The 17413-nt window shown below is 38.1% G+C and carries 19 protein-coding genes; 8 read left to right on the top strand and 11 right to left on the bottom strand.

What is annotated here, in order from left to right:
* Nucleotides 1-106: 106 nt before the first annotated feature.
* Nucleotides 107-1747, bottom strand: coding sequence for a hypothetical protein (locus L1283_RS16485; protein WP_286849887.1), 1641 nt, complete (start codon nt 1745-1747; stop codon nt 107-109).
* A gap of 124 nt (nt 1748-1871) precedes the next feature.
* Between L1283_RS16485 and L1283_RS16480 the strand changes: the two genes are divergently transcribed.
* Nucleotides 1872-2342, top strand: a complete 471-nt coding sequence (locus tag L1283_RS16480) for a DinB family protein (protein WP_286849889.1) — start codon at nt 1872-1874, stop codon at nt 2340-2342.
* Nucleotides 2343-2432: 90 nt separating this feature from the next.
* Here L1283_RS16480 and L1283_RS16475 read toward each other — a convergent pair whose 3' ends face one another.
* The 6 genes from L1283_RS16475 to L1283_RS16450 all read right to left on the bottom strand — a co-directional run bounded on the left by L1283_RS16475 (nt 2433) and on the right by L1283_RS16450 (nt 8278).
* A complete protein-coding gene (locus L1283_RS16475; RefSeq protein ID WP_286849891.1) occupies nt 2433-3140 on the bottom strand; it encodes an MBL fold metallo-hydrolase in 708 nt (235 codons plus the stop codon).
* 54 nt (nt 3141-3194) lie between these two features.
* Nucleotides 3195-3782: a Crp/Fnr family transcriptional regulator gene (locus L1283_RS16470; RefSeq protein WP_286849893.1), complete on the bottom strand. Its 588-nt coding sequence runs from the start codon at nt 3780-3782 to the stop codon at nt 3195-3197.
* Between the two features lie 274 nt (nt 3783-4056).
* Nucleotides 4057-5646 carry an MFS transporter gene (locus L1283_RS16465; RefSeq protein ID WP_286849895.1) on the bottom strand — a complete coding sequence of 530 codons (1590 nt, stop codon included), beginning with the start codon at nt 5644-5646 and terminating at the stop codon, nt 4057-4059.
* A gap of 2 nt (nt 5647-5648) precedes the next feature.
* Entirely contained in the window at nt 5649-6695 is a 1047-nt protein-coding gene (locus L1283_RS16460) for an HlyD family secretion protein (RefSeq protein WP_286849898.1), read from the bottom strand.
* A 10-nt stretch (nt 6696-6705) separates the two neighbouring features.
* On the bottom strand, nt 6706-8040 hold the full coding sequence (locus tag L1283_RS16455) for a TolC family protein (protein WP_286849901.1): 1335 nt from the start codon (nt 8038-8040) through the stop codon (nt 6706-6708).
* Nucleotides 8027-8278 carry a hypothetical protein gene (locus tag L1283_RS16450; RefSeq protein WP_286849903.1) on the bottom strand — a complete coding sequence of 84 codons (252 nt, stop codon included), beginning with the start codon at nt 8276-8278 and terminating at the stop codon, nt 8027-8029. The genes L1283_RS16455 and L1283_RS16450 overlap by 14 nt, the downstream gene beginning before the upstream one ends.
* 92 nt (nt 8279-8370) lie before the next feature.
* On the opposite strand from L1283_RS16450, the gene L1283_RS16445 reads away from it, so the two are divergent.
* Entirely contained in the window at nt 8371-9150 is a 780-nt protein-coding gene (locus L1283_RS16445; protein ID WP_075992143.1) for an AraC family transcriptional regulator, read from the top strand.
* A gap of 12 nt (nt 9151-9162) precedes the next feature.
* The gene (locus tag L1283_RS16440) at nt 9163-9576 is read left to right on the top strand and encodes a hypothetical protein (RefSeq protein ID WP_429626346.1); all 414 of its coding nucleotides are present in this window, start codon (nt 9163-9165) and stop codon (nt 9574-9576) included.
* Nucleotides 9577-9729: 153 nt separating this feature from the next.
* Here the strand turns inward: L1283_RS16440 and L1283_RS16435 are convergent, their stop codons facing one another.
* Together L1283_RS16435 and L1283_RS16430 are read right to left on the bottom strand one after the other, a co-directional pair.
* The gene (locus tag L1283_RS16435; protein ID WP_312352716.1) at nt 9730-10881 is read right to left on the bottom strand and encodes an iron-containing alcohol dehydrogenase; all 1152 of its coding nucleotides are present in this window, start codon (nt 10879-10881) and stop codon (nt 9730-9732) included.
* 131 nt (nt 10882-11012) lie between these two features.
* A complete protein-coding gene (locus tag L1283_RS16430) occupies nt 11013-11897 on the bottom strand; it encodes an AraC family transcriptional regulator (RefSeq protein ID WP_312352715.1) in 885 nt (294 codons plus the stop codon).
* Nucleotides 11898-12374: 477 nt separating this feature from the next.
* Here L1283_RS16430 and L1283_RS16425 point away from each other — a divergent pair, with 477 nt between their 5' ends.
* The 5 genes from L1283_RS16425 (at nt 12375) to L1283_RS16405 (ending at nt 16766) form a co-directional block, all read left to right on the top strand.
* Complete coding sequence (locus L1283_RS16425) at nt 12375-13253, top strand: helix-turn-helix domain-containing protein (RefSeq protein WP_429626345.1); 879 nt, start codon at nt 12375-12377, stop codon at nt 13251-13253.
* Between the two features lie 88 nt (nt 13254-13341).
* Nucleotides 13342-14397, top strand: coding sequence for an alpha/beta hydrolase (locus L1283_RS16420; protein ID WP_312352712.1), 1056 nt, complete (start codon nt 13342-13344; stop codon nt 14395-14397).
* A gap of 46 nt (nt 14398-14443) precedes the next feature.
* Nucleotides 14444-15022: a sugar O-acetyltransferase gene (locus L1283_RS16415; RefSeq protein WP_312352711.1), complete on the top strand. Its 579-nt coding sequence runs from the start codon at nt 14444-14446 to the stop codon at nt 15020-15022.
* Nucleotides 15023-15154: 132 nt separating this feature from the next.
* A complete protein-coding gene (locus L1283_RS16410; protein WP_312352710.1) occupies nt 15155-15556 on the top strand; it encodes a (R)-mandelonitrile lyase in 402 nt (133 codons plus the stop codon).
* Between the two features lie 226 nt (nt 15557-15782).
* A complete protein-coding gene (locus tag L1283_RS16405) occupies nt 15783-16766 on the top strand; it encodes a type I glyceraldehyde-3-phosphate dehydrogenase (RefSeq protein ID WP_312352750.1) in 984 nt (327 codons plus the stop codon).
* Nucleotides 16767-16842: 76 nt separating this feature from the next.
* On the opposite strand, the gene L1283_RS16400 is transcribed toward L1283_RS16405, so the two are convergent.
* Together L1283_RS16400 and L1283_RS16395 are read right to left on the bottom strand one after the other, a co-directional pair.
* The gene (locus tag L1283_RS16400) at nt 16843-16932 is read right to left on the bottom strand and encodes an IS3 family transposase (protein WP_429626349.1); all 90 of its coding nucleotides are present in this window, start codon (nt 16930-16932) and stop codon (nt 16843-16845) included.
* Between the two features lie 105 nt (nt 16933-17037).
* Nucleotides 17038-17289 (bottom strand): DUF6882 domain-containing protein, encoded by a 252-nt coding sequence (locus L1283_RS16395; RefSeq protein ID WP_312352749.1) that lies wholly within the window; start codon nt 17287-17289, stop codon nt 17038-17040.
* Between the last annotated feature and the right edge of the window lie 124 nt (nt 17290-17413).

Here is a 17413-nt window from a genome sequence, read left to right as displayed (position 1 = left end):
AATTACCCTTCAAGATTGATATGATTTAAATCAAGAAGTATTGTCAAGAAAAAATTCCGATAAGTTGCGGCTTCCAGTTCTTCTGACCAAAACTCATATCAGTTTATTATTCCACTTCAATAATTTCTTGATGAATTATAGCGCCATAGTAATCTCTCTTGAGATATCTATATATTCCCTTTGGAAGCTCTATCTGTACCGAATCCTTTTGGGAAGGTGACAAGTAAACTGGGATCGCTGTTTTATCAAATTGATATTCCTTCTCATGATAGATGTAAATGGCAGATTTGCCTGATTTGGTCGAATCAGTACTTAATAGAAGATATCTTCGATTGAAATCATTGGATCCAATCACTATTTTATCGCTATTCAGATTATTTGATAAATACAAGTCATTACCATTCAACACCTTGTTATCCATAACGTATATTGAATCGTTAATTTCTTGCATAGCTAAAAATTTAACTTGATTAATCGTATAGGGATCAATTTTAGTCAGTTTCTTAAAATACTGAGCCATACTTTTATTTTCTCCAGTATCCCCCTCTTCAATATGTCCTCCTCCGGCTAATACAATAACTTTAACTTGATTTTTTGTAGCGATTTCACTTTTTTGAATAAGATTCTTAGCTTGTTGGAGATCTCTTTGACTTGCATTGCCAAAATCTTCATAGCCAATCACTTTTAAGCCATAAATTCTTGCCGTTCTAATGAGATTCGCCATATTAGGGTCCCTAGTGTAAAATCCACTCTCAACATTTGGGAATCCCAATCTATTAATCCGGTCTTCATCTTCGGATAGACTTTCTAAAGCCAGGACATTAAAACCTTCTTTGGAAAGTTTTGGTAGCAAAAGATTGATTAACAAACGGCAGCGTGGTTGTAAATGATTCTCGTTAAACATAAGCACTCGATGTGCCTTAATTTTTTCGACTATCTCGTCGATTGTAACAGCCGTTTTTTCGACTGCTTGTTGTTCTTGTTTAGTCGCGCTATCATATTGAACACTTTCACCAAGAAACGAACTATATGATTTAAATAATTCGTTCGCAAATTGGCTGTTTTCGTTTTGCAGAACAAGCTTTTCTAAGGTATCTCTTGGGTATACATAGTTAACATATCCCCTATCTTTAAAAGCTGACTCAGCTATACTAAAATAATCGGGTTCTTCATCTGGTTTTTGCTCGACAAATTTTGCTCCGTAAGCCAAAGAATTGTAGGAAGTTTTTATGCTTTTTAAAACATCCTTAGCACTTTCTTGCATATCGGTGATTTCCGTCCTAACCTCGCTAATCAAAAGAAATGAACCTTTTTTATATGGGATCGCTACACTACTTATTATATTATCTCTATTTTTCTGAATACTTCGATAATAAATACAATGATACATAGAAGTATCTGCAGTGAACTTTGAGACATCTAAAAAAGTTTCCAAACTACCCACAAAATACATCGGGTTTCTTGTCACATCATATGTACCCCACAAAACAATATTCTTTGATGGAAACTTTATTTTTCTCTTTCGAAAAACAGACCTGACATCTTTTAAATCTATATACTTAGATCCGAGGTTTGCGTTCCCATAGAAATCAATCTTTAGTCCTAATGAATCATTTGTCAATTGATTCATTCCCCCTTGAGCAAACTTATTTAATTTAGCTATTGGTCTATTTACAATTGTACAGCTAGAAAGAAAAAAAATAAATACCAAAATCTTATAGTGTATATTTAGCTTGAGATAGATCATAATTACAAGATTTTGGTTTAGAATATTTATTAACTGGACTTTGAATATTTACTCGTTAATATATGTATATCAGATGAAATTCGCAATGAGTTTATTAAATTAATTTAAAATATTAACCAATACTATGACGAATGAATTATTTGAATTTGAAATTTTAAAAGCCAGCAGAACCAGATTATTACAATTAATAGAAACAGCTGATAATAACATATTATTTAAGATTCCAGAAAGCTTTAACAATAATATCGTTTGGCAAATTGGTCACTGTATCACTTCCCAACAGCGACATATGTATATGCGTAGTGGCCTTCCAATGCATATATCACAGGATTTTATGGAAACGTTCAAAATTGGAACTGCACCGCATACATGGAAAAATACGCCAGACCTTGATGAAATAAAACATCTATTGCTTTATACAGTAAACCAACTTAGTAAAGATCTAGCATCGGGTATATTTGTTAAATACCAACCATTCAGCTTACCAATTGGCTTCTCCATTAATAATCACATCCAAGCACTTAAAGCTGCTAACTTTCACGAAGCCGAGCACAGCGGAATAATATTAACTTACTTAAAACTTCTTAGGCAATAAGATGTTCCCAGTTTTCATAAAAGTCCTGAATTTGAAAAATTCACTAGAGCATCGCAAGAAATAAGGAACTTCTTATTTTGTTTTTTACTTTCATACAGGGGCCGTGGTTCGCGAATTGAACAACGATACGCATTCCGCTACAAATTGCTCAAACTTTCGGTCCGTATTTCGCATCACCGGGCCATGACCGAAACATATGATGGAGGGATTCAGTCCTGCCAACTTCTGAAGCGATCTAATATTGTGCTGTTGATCCGACGTGAATATTTTTGGAGGGAGCCCTAGGCCAGTCACTGTTGTGAGCAGATTCATATTTGTAGCGCCATCCCCGATTATCAATACACCATCTCGCTCACGAAATAAAGAAATATGACCGCTTGAATGACCTGGAGTTTCTATGACCCGAAAGTTTCCGATGCTATCATTTTCAACGAGTGTACCGTCGACTTTGTGGCCCTGTCCTGCCCAATATTTTTGTTGAAGTTTTGCAATCCAATGTTTGGGATTTGGATAATCATTGGTTACCATACCTGTTTCTGTCCTAGCCACTTCATTTCCATGGCAAAGTAAAGGTATTCCAAACTCATCACAGAGCTGATCACTACAACCCTGATGGTCTGCATGCGCATGCGTAAGTACATGTTGGTGGACAGGTATTTTCTGAAGGGCATCCTTCAGCACATTGTATGAACTTCGTATCCCACAATCAACTAATACACCCTCTACGATATAGCAGTTGATACTGTTTCGTGGCATCAATGGAACATGGAACACTTCTTGGGCAATTTGATGTAACATAGCTTTTTTGTGCAAATCTATATCACTGAACAGAAATACATAAGGACATTTGTCCTATAATACTTTGGGGCTGTGTATTTGTCCCTTCGCCCGTGTAAGAGATCTCTGTGTAATGCCCAAATAGGATGCCAGGTCCTGTGTCGCTATGCGCTGAACGAGCTTGGGTTCATTCGAAAGAACATAGTGATATTTATCCAGAGCTGACTTATTATTGTAATTCAGGAGATATTGTTCCTTTTGGCTATATTCCCGTTCCATCACAGCTTGTATAACCTTGTGCCAAGAATTCACTTGACCAAGAAGGTATTGATAATCAGTATAGCTTATCCTATGGATTATACTATCTTCCACAGCCCTGATGCTCCTTCTGGATTTTTCCTGAGCGACAAACTCAGGGAATGAGGTTACAAATTCATTTTCAAATTTAAAGCAGGTTATATTTGCTTTGCCCTCCTTGTCAATAGCATATGCTTTTACCGCACCACAGGATATGAATCCAATATGACGACAAGGTTCGTCCATATGAATAAAAAAATCACCCTTCTTCAAACCAAGTGATTTGAAGAACTGAACAGAAAAATTTATTTCGTCAGCAGACAACATCCCTATCGAGAATAGATATTTTTCAAGCACATCCGTCATATCATCTTATTTTGTCCTCTATTGCTGATCTTAAAAAATTTGGAGCCTATACCAAATCCGGCATACAAAATTAAGAATAATTGCATTAACACGTTTGACTGCTAAAAAAGGCGTCATTACGACAAATTATTTATAAAATTTCGGATCAGAAAATTTCCTTCAAACGAAATCGGTTGCGTAATCTTGTAGCCCATAGGCTCATGCGCCAAGTGTTCGATCCCGGCCTTGGAATTACATAATACTTTGCTTTGATAATTTCTGAAATAACAATACCTTAATAAGGAACATTTCCTTTTCTTAATCTCAAAACAACATGTTGAATTTGAGGCAAAAGCAGCAGAATAATGATGACAAAAATCAAACCTGTCAACATCAGATCATAATAGTCCCTGATAGCGCGAGCCAATATTTGCTGACCGATCATTTGATTAAAATAGCCGGAAGATACTGTTTTTGACGTATACATATCACTGCCTGCATTTATGTACTGGTTTTGAATATCCAGTAAGGTAACAGGCAATTGAGGGCTGGTTTCGGTGAGCGATTCCCGCACCTTTTCCCTTACGGATGATTTTGCAAATAATTGAAGCTCATTATTAAGTGCCAGACTAGCTGTAAAGCCTATGAACCTTGAAAATATACCAATCAGAGAGGCATGGACGGCGATTTTGGAAGGCGCTGACGATGCCGCAAATGAAACAATCGGGACAAACAATACACCTGTTGCCACACCATAAATAAACATGGGCAAAAAGAAATCGGCCGTTTCGCCCTGTACAGAAACAAATAGTATCATATAGGCATAATATACTGCCATCAACCCAAAACCAACAATAATCATCCGGATCAGGTTATAGCCCATCAAGACAAATCGGGAAATGATAAACATGCTCAAAACAGTTCCAACAATTACCGCAATCCATATCGGAATGGTACTCAGTGGATGGTTTCCTAAAATCGCTTCAAGATAACCATAGGCAAGCCCAGTACTTCCTTTAAAGATATAAAAGGTAAAAAGAAGCAAAAGCCCAAAAACGAAATTCTTTGTTCTAAAGATCTGTAAATTGATTAATGGTCGCTTAAGTTTCAATTCTCTGCTAATAAAAAGAGAAAGAATAATTAAATTAACTAAACAAAGTGTGCTGATTAATGAACTATCAAACCATCCCAATTGTCGTCCGTACACAAGGATGTATCCAACTATCAAGATAAAAGACACATAAAATAAATAGCCTATCCAGTCCACCTGATACAGTGGTATTTTTCTGGTAAACCGGGCCTTACTGTTCATGGTAAGTAAAACAACACCTGTCAGCATAATGACTACAATAATAAATCCGTAGAATATCCAGTTGAAATCAAAGAAATGAATGACGACACTGATATAGATGGAGTAAAATGGTACAGCTATTTGTATACTGCCATAAAGGAGACTATAAGCAATCACACGGGCACGTACAGACTGTAACCGTGGAAAAATAAGCTGTAACACAATTCCCGACATCAATGCACAGGTAATACCCTGCAAAAACTGACAGAAAACAAATAATGCCCAATCTCTGAAATAAAAACAGACCACAGCACATAGTACATTTACCGCAAGTGCCAGCAGTAGATATTCCCTTGGTGCAAAATATTTTACGATTCTAAAATCCAGAGCCAGAAAGGCTACGGTAGAACCATAAATAACGACCATACCATATTGTACATCGGTAGCTTGTATTCCGTAAAAGCCCATCGCAGCAACCGGACTTCCGTAAAAGGCAAAACTAAACAGACTGCTCATGAGAATAGCAAATATGACGGACCTTGCCATCCATTCTGATACCCAGGATTTAAAAATTGGTATTTTATGTGCTTGCATCGTTAGTTTTTTAAAACGTAAACATTCGCATTCATTCCGGCAGAAAGCTTAATTAATTTTTCGGACATATCGGTCAGTTTAATCCGAACAGGAATACGTTGGATGATTTTAACAAAATTACCGGTAGCATTATCTGGCGGAAGCAGCGAATAACGGGATCCTGTGGTTGGCGAAAGGGACTCGATTTTACCGGTGAATTTTTCATTTGGAAAAGCATCGACTTCAACAGATACCGCTTGACCGATTTTGAACTTCCCAATCTGTGTTTCCTTAAAATTTGCTATTACCCACTTTTCCTCGGCTCTGTTCACCAAGAATGCCAAAGTCTGTCCGGGCTGTATCAGTTGTCCTGTCTGAATGGTCTTCTTCCCGATTTGTCCATCAAAAGGTGCTGTGATAACGGTATATCTAATGTCCAATTCTTGTCTTTCGAGAAGTGCTTCTTTTATCTTTATCTCTGCCTCTATGGCATTGCGCTGTACCCTGAAATCGTTTAGTTTAGATTCGGCGACCTGTAAAGAAGCTTTTGTCTGGTCATAATCTGATTGGGTGATGGATAAAGTAGCACTGATGTTGTCGAATTTTTGTTGTGTGGTCGATTCGTCCGCCAGTAGATTTTTATACCGATCAAATTCTTTTTGCTGCTGGTTCAATCGCGCTTTAGCACCTCCCAATTGGGCTTTGATGACTGCAATGCTCTTAACATGCGTTTCTTCACTTGCCGCCAAGATCGGTAATTTGGCCTGTGAGCTCATGAGTTCTGCGGACGCAGCATCTCTTTTCAGCCCGTACTCATCCAATTCAATCACCACAAGTGTATCGCCCTTTTTAATCTGCTGATTGTCCTTATAATATATTTTACGGATATAGCCCCCTACTTTTGCGTTTATCGGGGAAAGATAGGCATCAATCTGAGCGTCGTTGGTCTGTTCATAGCGATATCCCTCGAAAAAATAAGCTGCTGCCCAAATAATGATTCCTACGAATAATGTGATACCAAACCATTTGGTTAAGCTTACAACAATTTTATCTGTTTTATTTTTGTTCATGATATTTGTATTAAAGAATTCCGATAATTGCCAATAGCCTAATATGCGTAAGTTTGACGTTTGTTTGTGCCGTTGTCAGATTAAATTTAGCTTCCAGTAAAGCATTTTCGGCTTCTAGAAGATCGGTAAGAAGTGATTCCTGGTTTATGTAGCTACTTCTGATAACACGAACAGTTTCGGCGGTTTTAATGATATTTTGCTCCGCTGTTTCCATACTCTCCAAAGCCTGTTGCCGCTGCAAATAAGCTTCTTTTACCTGAAGATAGATTTCATCTTTTTTAATGTTCGCTTTTTCTCTTGCCTCATTACTGACCACTTGGGCATGAGCGATGGAATGCTTGCTTTTGTATAGATTATCGATAGAAAACTGGACTTTAACCCCCGTCTGACCAAATCCCCATAAATCATTAGAATACGGATAGAATGAAATCTGCGGATAGGTGTAATTGTAAGTTGAATACAAGGAGACTTTAGGTAACAGCGTCGCTTTTACCTGTTTGATGTTCATTTCGCTCAATTTGACAGTGCTATAGGCAATCTTGTATGCCGGCGATTTGTTAAAAGCGATGTCTACATAATCCTCATAGTCACCTTCAGTGATAGCGCTTAACTCGATTGTATCTTGGTATTTTATTGCCAGCTCAGCATCATTTTCACGCCTCATCAGAATATTGAGCCGTTGTTTAGCGATTTCAATCTTCTTCGTAACATCAGAAAGGCTGAGCTCCAGTTGCGCTAATTTTACGGAGGTTCTCAGTACATCGCTCTTTAGCACAGTGCCGTTTTTATGCAGGCTTTCTACGAGTGCCAGTTGTTTTTTTTCTGCACCAATTTCTGCATCAAGAAAATCATGGAAATGCAGAAACTTGTATAGATCAAAGTAAGCAGCTGCAACATTATATTTTACGCTGTGCTTTTGCAGATCAACTTCATATTGTATGCGTACCGCTTCTTCCTTTTTCATGACAATGTTTCTTTTGTCTTTACCACAATTGTAAAGATTGACGTTCAGGTTGTAACCCACGCCATAACCATAACCTTTTACAGGCACATCCTGTGGAGAAGAAAATAATCCATTGTCATAGATCAGGAATTTGGAATTGAGTTTTGCATCTCCACCAACCGAAAGCTCCGGCAACAAACGGTCTTTCGCTTCCAATATTTCTAAATTGCTCTGCTGGAGATGTAGGTCGGATAGTTTCAGTTGACGGTTATTTGTTTCGGCTACTTTCCAAATTTCTTCCAAACTTAATACCCGCGCATTTTCTATATGCTGGGCATAGAGTGATTGTACAAATAGGGCTAACAATATGCCCAAAATAGGGACTGTTCTATATTGTTTCATCGGTTTTCTTTATATATTTCTTTCCTTTTACTGGCCATGGTCTTACGATCTTTTTCAATTCATCAAAGGCAAAAGTTAAATCTACCATTGGCATAAAAGCATAGTTATACCCATAAGCAAACCAGAAGATATATGCACTGTCAATTTCTTCATCTGAATGATGTGATTTATTATCAGATTTTTGAGCTTGTGTTTCAAGTTTAAAATCTTTGTGAGATGTTATAATTTTATATTTCATAATGACTTTACTATTATTTACACTGCAAAATTATCCAGCATGGCGAAGTATGGTTTTATATAATTAGCCTAATATTTATTAAATTTGGCCACATGGAAATTCTTAGTCAAATAATACATATTGTTGATCAAAACCCTGATTCAATCCTCGTGATGCGACAGCAAACGGAGCAGCGTTTGCCTGCTCACCAGCACAATAAAGCTCAGTTGTTATTAGTTTATGGCGGGATTGCTTACTTGCAGACTGACGAAAAGGACTTCTATATTCCCTCAAATCATTATATTTGGATACCAAAAAATTATCGGCACAACCTGATGTTCAATACGCAGGACCTGTTTATTATCAATATCTATTTTCCGGAAGAAAGTGCTGGTAATTTTTATGAGGAATTGGGCATTTATCCAGTGAGTAAGCTCCTGGCAGAAATGCTCTCATTTAGTGAGAAGTGGCAAGGTGATTATTACAAAGGTTCGTGGGAGTATGAATTTTTAAATACGCTGAAAGGCGTATTATCAAAAGAAAATCTCAAAAAATTCTCCATACAACTTCCTACAACAGACGATCAAAGGCTCAATACCATAATCGACAGTTTTAGAAATCGGTTAAATGAAAATCTAAGTTTAGCGATGATTGCTCAGCAATCGGGAATGAGTGTTCGCAGTCTCACCAGATTATTCCAGCATAAATTGCACATTACATTTGTTCAGTACTTAAAAATGCTACGAATTATTAAGGCAATGGAATTAATCAACGATACAGATTTCAATATGACTGAGATTGCCTACGAGATTGGCTATTCAAATATAGCGGCTTTTAGCAATAACTTTTATCTGCTCACCAATATGAGACCTACGGAATTTAAAACGAAATAGCCTCTTTCCATTATGCAAAGCAACAATTGGTTCAAGAAGTTTAAAAACATTCAGCGAAAAAGAACATTTTTGTTAATTACATTATTAACTATTTTTCACCATATAAGCTCTGCTCAAAAAGATCCGCAGCTTAAGGAAGCACTTTCAACCATGACAAAAGCGTCTATTTCCGGAGATATCGAAGGTATTCTAAGTCAAACATCGCCCCATATAATTGAATGCATGGGCGGCATTGAGCAAGCAACAAAGGTGACCAAAGAACTTTATTCTTCTCTTATAAAATACGGGGTTAAAATTGATTCCATGATTAACTATGTCGATATGGATATCTCGAAGATTGATGGAATAGCGTATTGCTTTATTCCCCAAGTACTGGTCATGTCCATGCCCGAAGAAGACAAAATGGCGATCACCCTCAATCGATAGCATCTTTATCGATACAGCATCTTTTATTTTAAACGATTGAAACTTAGTTTCGTTTATAAGACATTGGTTGCGGTTTCAGCTGGAGCAGTGCTTTTTATTCAGAAGAAAGCGATTGCGCACTTTCGCTACAACCGCTTTCTGTGGTCTGTTCGATTAATTCTCGTAAATCACACCTTCGTAGCAAGCGCTATAAAGGTCTTTTAGGTCCTGTAGGCTAGGCTTACGCGGGTTAAAGCCAGTACATGGATCTTGCAAAGCATTTTGGGCCATATAATCCAGATTTTTTTCCCAGTCTTCCTTGGAAATGCCAAATGCCTTAAGGGAGCCAATATTGTTGACCGCAGCTCTTAGTTTTTCAATTTCCTGTGCCAATCCTTCGGCCGAATCTCTACCGACAAGTTTAGCCAAATCAGGATATCTTGTTGTAGCTGTCTGATTAAAACGGATCACATTAGGCAAGAATATCGCATTGGAAGCTCCGTGAGGGACGCCGTAGAGTGCACCTACCTGATGCGAGAGAGAGTGGACAATACCCAACCAGGCATTGTTGAAAGCCAGTCCGCCCATAAAAGATGCATCGTGCATATTTTGGCGTGCTTTAATGTTTGTCGGGTTATTGACCGCCTCTTCCAGATTTTCGAAAACAATTTGCAGTCCCCCTTTAGCCAAGGCATCGGCATAGTTGTTTTCGATGTTGGACACATAGGCTTCCACACAGTGTGTAAGAGCATCTAGACCAGTATTGGAGGTAATATGTGCAGGCATCGTGGCACAAATTTCACCATCGACAATAGCGATATCCGGTGTCAATTCATACGATACGATTGGATACTTCACCCCTTTTTCCCGATCGGTGATCACAGCCAATCCTGTGGTTTCCGTACCTGTACCGCTTGTTGATGGAATGGCAATGAATTTAGCCTTTTGACGCAATGTTGGAACGTTAAAAGGTTGGGTCATCGCTTCAAAATTTGCATCTGGATATTCATAAAACACCCACATCATCTTTGCCGCATCAATTGCAGAGCAACCTCCTAGACCAATGATCCAATCGGGCTGAAAATCAGTCATCACTGCAGCACCTCGAAGGCTTGTCGCCGATGATGGATCTTCTTCGACACCGTCAAAAACAGCAGTTTTCAATCCTGCTTCGGTCAAATAACTTATGGCACGGTCCAAAGTTCCGCTTTTTTTCATGGATTGACCACCAGTTACGATGATGGCTTTTTTTCCAGTTAGATTTTTCAATTCCGACAATGTACCAGCCCCGTGGAATACTTCGCTGGCAACAAATAACTTGCTCATATATTTTACATTAAATTTCTGATGCAAAGTTACAGTGCCCGGGAAGGCAAATGTTATACTTTACTTACGATATGATATACATTTGATCCAAACAACCACAGGACAGAAACGCATCAAATCGCATAATAGACTTAAGTCTTATACATTTGCGCCAATTGTTGCTGCAGATTGGTTGGCGTTTCATCCAGTTTGGCGCGCACAAACTTGTTCAGTGCCGCAGGTGAATTGAATCCGAGTTCAAAGGCAATCTCCTTATGCGAGTAGTTGGATAACAGCAGCAATTGTTTGATTTCATTCATAATCCGCGCATGAATGGTTTCTATAGAGGTCAATCCTGCAATCTTGCGGGTAATTTCATTTAACTTTTTTGGAGACAGCTGTAATTTTTCTGCATACCAGCCCACGGTACGCTCCATTTTATAATGCCTTTCCAGCAATTCCAAAAATTTACCATAGATCTTCGCGTTTTCATTGCTGAGCTGGCTGTTTCCCCATTTGGTATGGACAAATTCCACCAATTTGAGTAAGATGATTTTAATGTAGAAACGCGCTTGCTCCTTCTTGATCGATGTTAAATCCTGATATGATTTTTCGACCTGCTCAAGCAGCATCTCTATTTCTGAGGTTTCTGCCTCGGGCAATTCAATATGGTTGAGTTTTACGGAGATATTGTAGTTGTAAATACTCAATTCGTTTTTCAGGATATCCGAACAGAATAGTACTTCGTCAAACAGGATCAATTTGCCTTCAAAGTCGTCGCTTAGCAACTCTTTGGAGGAGAGCTGACCGGGAAAGATGACACTTATATGAGGTGCATTGACGGTATAACGGCGGTCTTCCACCTGCAGATTGAGCCGACCTTTTTTAACAAACAAAAGGCAAAAATGATCTTTTGTATGAGGTTCTCTATGAGCTGCGAGAGCTTCCCTGTCCAAATCAAAAATATGAAAAGGGGTGATCGCCCTTTCAGCTTTATATTGTATATCTTTTAGATGATAAACTATCATAGAGGCCATGATAAGCATTTATTCTGAATTCGTCAAATTTACTTTTTCGTCAAGCTAGCGTGAATAGAAAGCCTATTTTTCTCCTTCATATCAGAACATCCGAAGCTCTTCAATGAACGTTATCCAGTGAGAATTGTTCATTAATTTTAAAAAAAAGGACTAATCTTTCGACTAGCCCCTTAACTAAATTATAAACGAATCCTTAATGGATCGGAGTATACTTTCTAAAAGCCCAGTCCCTAAACCTAAGCTTAAAAATGGCCAGGCATTAAACCTGACCATACAATTAAATCAACCGAAACTAAACTTCCTAAATTGAATCGATCGTCAATACATAGACAAATGCTTGAAGTGATTGGTTTGATAAAAATAAAAAAGGTCGAGTTTAGCACTGTGATAATACAGCCGTTGAGATAATACAGCCGTTTATTTAGGTTGTTTTTGCACTAAATACAACGTTATATTTGAATTTCTTAACTTTGTTCTATGGAAACAAAAATTGTCCGAAGTGTCTCTGAATTCAATAGTGAACTGAGATTGCAGGGTTTTAAAGCATTTCAGATTGAGGATGACAGTAATGCTACACGTGTTTATAGTCGTAAAGATTTCTTTAAAATATGCCTTACAACCGGTAAAAGCAAGATTCATTACGCAGATAAAAGCTTTGAACAAGAAGGCACGATACTATTTTTTGGGAACCCGCATATCCCCTATTCCTGGGAAACCATTTCTACGACCTATGCAGGTTATACATGCTTGTTTTCGGAAGACTTTTTAAAACAGGCCGACCGCGCGGAAAGCTTGCAGCAATCGCCGTTCTTTAAAATCGGAGGTACGCCGGTCTTAAAAATCACTGAGGATCAACGCTTGTTCCTTAACACACTTTTCGAGAAGATGATCGAAGAGCAAAAAAGTGATTATACGTTTAAAGATGAACTCATACGAAATTATATCAACCTGATCATTCACGAAGCCCTTAAACTTCAACCGTCAGAAGTGTATACCCCTACCAAGAATGGTACAGCACGTATCGCATCAGTGTTTTTGGAACTATTAGAACGTCAATTTCCAATCGAAACACCTGCAAGTCCACTCAAAATGAGAACAGCGCAAGATTATGCGCAAAACCTCAACATCCATGTCAACTATCTGAATCGTGCTGTAAAAGAAATTACGGGCAAATCTACAACGACGCTGATTTCAGAAAGAATCTTGACAGAAGCAAAAGCCCTACTGCAACATACAGACTGGAATATTTCAGAGGTAGCCAGTGCACTGGGATTTGAATACCCTACTTATTTCAATAACTTCTTTAAAAAACTGACAGGAACAAACCCGAAATCGCTCCGGAAATCTGAGATTTGAAATTCTTAAGTTTTGGTTTGATAATCGTTAACACCTCCCCTTTATCCTGATCTACCTTTGTATCTGTAATAATTAACATAATACAGATATGAAAATAGCAGCAACATTATTGGTATTGTCTTTCCTGTTTTCTGATAGGACTTCCGCACAGCATGTACAAGCAAACCAAAATTTAAAACCAATGAATAGTTCGTCAGATCATTATACTTTTCAATTAAGCGATAAGGTAACCCGCAAAAAAGTAAGATTTAAAAACCGTTATGGCATCACACTTTCTGGTGATTTGTACATCCCTAAAAACACAGACAACACAGTGCTACCGGCACTTGCCATCAGTGGCCCTTTTGGTGCAGTGAAAGAACAATCTTCTGGATTGTATGCCAACCAAATGGCGGAAAGAGGATTTATTGCCTTGGCGTTCGACCCTTCCTACACTGGTGAAAGCAGCGGTTCACCTCGTAACGTAGCATCGCCAGATATCAACACCGAAGATTTCAGCGCAGCTGTAGACTTTCTAGGGCTGCAGAAAAACATTGACAGGAGCAAAATCGGAATCATTGGCATCTGTGGATTTGCTGGTTTTGCATTAAATGCAACGGCAGTAGACAAACGTATTAAAGCAGTAGCAACGACCAGTATGTACGATATGACGCGCGTCATGTCAAAAGGCTATAACGATGTGATAACTGCTGCGCAACGTACACAAACATTGGAACAATTAGGCCTGCAGCGCTGGAAAGATGCCGAAAGCGGATCTTACGCATCTTCAACAAACAATTTACCGGAAAAATTGACTGGCAGTGAGCCTCAGTTTGTCAGGGAATATTTTGATTATTATAAAACAGCTCGTGGATTTCATCCTCGTTCTATCAATTCAAATGCTTCATGGACGGCAACTTCCCCCTTGTCGTTTATGAATATGCCGATTCTCTCTTATATCAAGGAAATTGCACCTCGCCCCATGTTAATCATTGCAGGTGAAAATGCTCATTCAAGATATTTCAGTGAAGACGCTTATAAAGCTGCTACCGAACCAAAGGAGCTAATGATTATCCCCAATGCAGTTCATGTTGACTTATATGATCAATTCGACAAAATTCCATTCGATAAACTGACAGCATTCTTTATTGCTAATTTAAAATAACGTACTTATTTCATTAAATTACATATAAAATTTAACTAGCTATTCTATGAAAACATCCGATAATAGTTATCAGGAAGATATTTTTGAACGATTGAAAAAGAATAAAAATATTTCTTCCGGTGATCCCCAAGGATACCGTTTGCAGCAAGCTTCTTTTGCTACAAAAGCATTATTGGTGCCTATGAACAATTCGGCTGATCCCAATGAGATAAGAAATCTATTAAGTCAGATTACCGGTTCAGCTATAGATGAAAGTACAACTGTATTTACACCATTATATATCAACTATGGCAGGAATACAACGATAGGAAAAAATGTCTTCATCAACTTTGACTGTGTATTTTTGGATTTAGGTGGTATAATCATAGAAGATGATGTTTTAATAGCTCCCAAAGTGAGTTTATTGACAGAAGGCCATCCAATTGAGGCTGAAAACAGACAATCATTAACTGTGGCTCCGATCCATATAAAAAAGAATGCCTGGATCGGGGCAAATGCAACGATCCTGCCCGGCATTACGATTGGAGAAAATGCTGTGGTAGCAGCTGGCTCCGTTGTCAGCAAGGACGTACCGGATAATACAGTTGTCGGTGGAATTCCGGCAAAAATCATTAAAAACATATAATAAAGAATTCGGATCATCTTTATATCGGATGGTCTTTATAAAGACCAAATTGCAAACTATATGAACGAGTTATTCGTTATCCCAATTATGGCGATAAGTTTATTCGCCTGCAATACTAAAACAGATCATACAATGAACACAGCAGAAATATTTCCCAAAGGGGAACCATTGCCTAAGGAATGGTTTACTGGAGATACATTTTTAACCCCTTTGGTAGCAAAGGATAAAAACAATGATTTCTCGGCAGGTAGCGTAACTTTTGCACCTGGTGCGAGAACAAACTGGCATACACATCCTAAAGGTCAGGTTTTACTGGTAATCGAAGGAAATGGACTATATCAGGAAAAAGGAAAACCGGCACAAGCAATCAAAAAAGGTGATGTTGTCAATATTCCTGAGAATATAGAACACTGGCACGGCGCAACTGCTACTACGAAAATGGTACATGTTGCCATCACTAATTTTAAAGAAAATGTTCAGGTTACTTGGCTAAATCCCGTAACAGAAGAAGAATTCAGTTTGGCCAATAAATAATAAAGCCTATACTTGTTTTGAACAGCGCTTTATTGTCAGAACTCCGCCATAGCTCGATATCGATAGGCTCATGGTTACCTACAGTCGACTTCTAATCCTTGAAAACTAATTGGGTGAATTTAGCTTAGCGAAATTCTTGATCCATGTCAATCTTTTTTTTCGAAAAATAAAAGAACTTAGTTTATATATAAAAAGAAATAATATAAACAGATTTAAAAGGAATAGGATGAAAAAGATAGCAATTAATGGATTTGGTCGCATCGGACGTGCTGCCTTAAAAATAATATCAGAAACTGCCGATCTTGAGGTCGTTGGAATTAATGATCTAATGAGTATTGAAAACGCCGCATATCTGCTTAAATACGATAGTAACTATGGGAAATATGAAAAAGATGTGCGTATCGAGGGAGATACAATTGTGGTCGATGGAAAGGTGGTTAAATATACAAGTATCAGGGAGATTGAAAAGCTACCTTGGAAAGATATCCAAGCGGATATCGTTATAGAGAGTACGGGTATTTTCACGAACAAAGCGGACGCTGAAAAACATTTAACCTCCGGAGCAAAATTTGTCGTCATATCGGGTCCTACCAAAGATACGCCGACAGTGGTCCATGGGGTAAATACCGAAGATGGAAAGGTTTCTGTCTTTTCGTGCGCAAGCTGTACGACAAACAATATAAGTCCAGTAATCGAAATATTGGGCAGGAGACTGGGAATAAAAAAAGCAATACTAAATACCACACACGGTTATACAGCTTCACAAGCATTGGTCGATGCTCCATCAAAAAAAGAGCCGCGTATGGGAAGGGCTGCAGGTATTAACCTTGCCCCCGCGGCCACGGGTGCTGCAATAGCGACTACAAAAGCACTTCCACAATACGCCGGAAAGTTTGACGGTATAGCGGTGAGAGTTCCTGTTCCAGTAGGATCCATCTCCGATATTACGTTTATTGCAGAAAGGTCCACCACAATCGAAGAGATCAACCAAATCTTGATCGAAGAATCAAAAACTGATCGCTATAAAAAGGTGCTAACGGTAACCGACGAGCCCTTGGTATCTACCGATATTATCAAAAGTCCATTTGCAGCAACAGTAGATCTAGAAATGACTCGAGTTGTCGATGGCGACCTGGTGAAAGTGATGGCTTGGTATGACAATGAATGGGGATTTACCAACCAAATGGTCAGACAAATTCAATCGATTTAGCGCGATAGCGAACGAAAAGCTGAATATACAAGTGGCTATCTAAATGGACTGCCCCCAAAAGATTGGACAAATTTAGTTAATTAGATTTGTAATAATGAGCTCGATATTCTGTCGAGCTCATTCCATTTAAATTTAGTTTTATCCGTTGATTATTGTAATAGGAGATATAATTACTCGGCCTTATTAAAGTCTTTCAGTTCAAAATAACACTCTTCACAAACAAGTTTGATCGTCGCAAATTCTTCTGAGTCTTCGTTCCAATCATTATATTTCATTCTGACTCTTTCACATTCGTCGCACCAGGCCGCAAAATCATCCTCTTCATCAAAAAAGTACCTATAGGAATATATTTTAGATAAATCTGATCTCCATCGTTATTGTATAACCTCAGAAGCGCAAGTTCAGCGTCATAATACCATTGCTGATAGTTGCCTAGCTCAAACTGAGCTCTAAATCTTTCCTGGATCTGTATAAGTTCCTGACATTTTTTACCAGCAAACTGTTCGTAATCTATTTTTTTCAACCTTTTACATTTTAAATTTATAGCAGTTAAGAAAATATTTCTATCACATGATTTAGGAATCGATATAAAAATGATGAAAATAAATAAGCGCAGCAATACTTGTATGATGTATTTAAGATCGTTT

The organism is Sphingobacterium sp. HSC-15S19, assembly GCF_050433745.1.
Classification (GTDB): Bacteria; Bacteroidota; Bacteroidia; order Sphingobacteriales; family Sphingobacteriaceae; genus Sphingobacterium; species Sphingobacterium siyangense.
Note: the sequence above shows the minus strand (reverse complement) of the source record. Positions and strands in the feature narration are given on the sequence as shown.

What these genes read in the sequence shown, in the direction of transcription:
- L1283_RS16420 (WP_312352712.1), top strand. Translation starts at nt 13,342, where the DNA reads ATGAAAATAGCAGCAACATTATTGGTATTGTCTTTCCTGTTTTCTGAT.
- L1283_RS16430 (WP_312352715.1), bottom strand. Translation starts at nt 11,897, where the DNA reads ATGGCCTCTATGATAGTTTATCATCTAAAAGATATACAATATAAAGCT.
- L1283_RS16440 (WP_429626346.1), top strand. Translation starts at nt 9,163, where the DNA reads ATGCAAAGCAACAATTGGTTCAAGAAGTTTAAAAACATTCAGCGAAAA.
- L1283_RS16460 (WP_286849898.1), bottom strand. Translation starts at nt 6,695, where the DNA reads ATGAACAAAAATAAAACAGATAAAATTGTTGTAAGCTTAACCAAATGG.
- L1283_RS16455 (WP_286849901.1), bottom strand. Translation starts at nt 8,040, where the DNA reads ATGAAACAATATAGAACAGTCCCTATTTTGGGCATATTGTTAGCCCTA.
- L1283_RS16405 (WP_312352750.1), top strand. Translation starts at nt 15,783, where the DNA reads ATGAAAAAGATAGCAATTAATGGATTTGGTCGCATCGGACGTGCTGCC.
- L1283_RS16475 (WP_286849891.1), bottom strand. Translation starts at nt 3,140, where the DNA reads ATGTTACATCAAATTGCCCAAGAAGTGTTCCATGTTCCATTGATGCCA.
- L1283_RS16410 (WP_312352710.1), top strand. Translation starts at nt 15,155, where the DNA reads ATGAACACAGCAGAAATATTTCCCAAAGGGGAACCATTGCCTAAGGAA.
- L1283_RS16470 (WP_286849893.1), bottom strand. Translation starts at nt 3,782, where the DNA reads ATGACGGATGTGCTTGAAAAATATCTATTCTCGATAGGGATGTTGTCT.
- L1283_RS16425 (WP_429626345.1), top strand. Translation starts at nt 12,375, where the DNA reads ATGGAAACAAAAATTGTCCGAAGTGTCTCTGAATTCAATAGTGAACTG.
- L1283_RS16465 (WP_286849895.1), bottom strand. Translation starts at nt 5,646, where the DNA reads ATGCAAGCACATAAAATACCAATTTTTAAATCCTGGGTATCAGAATGG.
- L1283_RS16445 (WP_075992143.1), top strand. Translation starts at nt 8,371, where the DNA reads ATGGAAATTCTTAGTCAAATAATACATATTGTTGATCAAAACCCTGAT.
- L1283_RS16435 (WP_312352716.1), bottom strand. Translation starts at nt 10,881, where the DNA reads ATGAGCAAGTTATTTGTTGCCAGCGAAGTATTCCACGGGGCTGGTACA.
- L1283_RS16415 (WP_312352711.1), top strand. Translation starts at nt 14,444, where the DNA reads ATGAAAACATCCGATAATAGTTATCAGGAAGATATTTTTGAACGATTG.
- L1283_RS16480 (WP_286849889.1), top strand. Translation starts at nt 1,872, where the DNA reads ATGACGAATGAATTATTTGAATTTGAAATTTTAAAAGCCAGCAGAACC.
- L1283_RS16485 (WP_286849887.1), bottom strand. Translation starts at nt 1,747, where the DNA reads ATGATCTATCTCAAGCTAAATATACACTATAAGATTTTGGTATTTATT.
- L1283_RS16450 (WP_286849903.1), bottom strand. Translation starts at nt 8,278, where the DNA reads ATGAAATATAAAATTATAACATCTCACAAAGATTTTAAACTTGAAACA.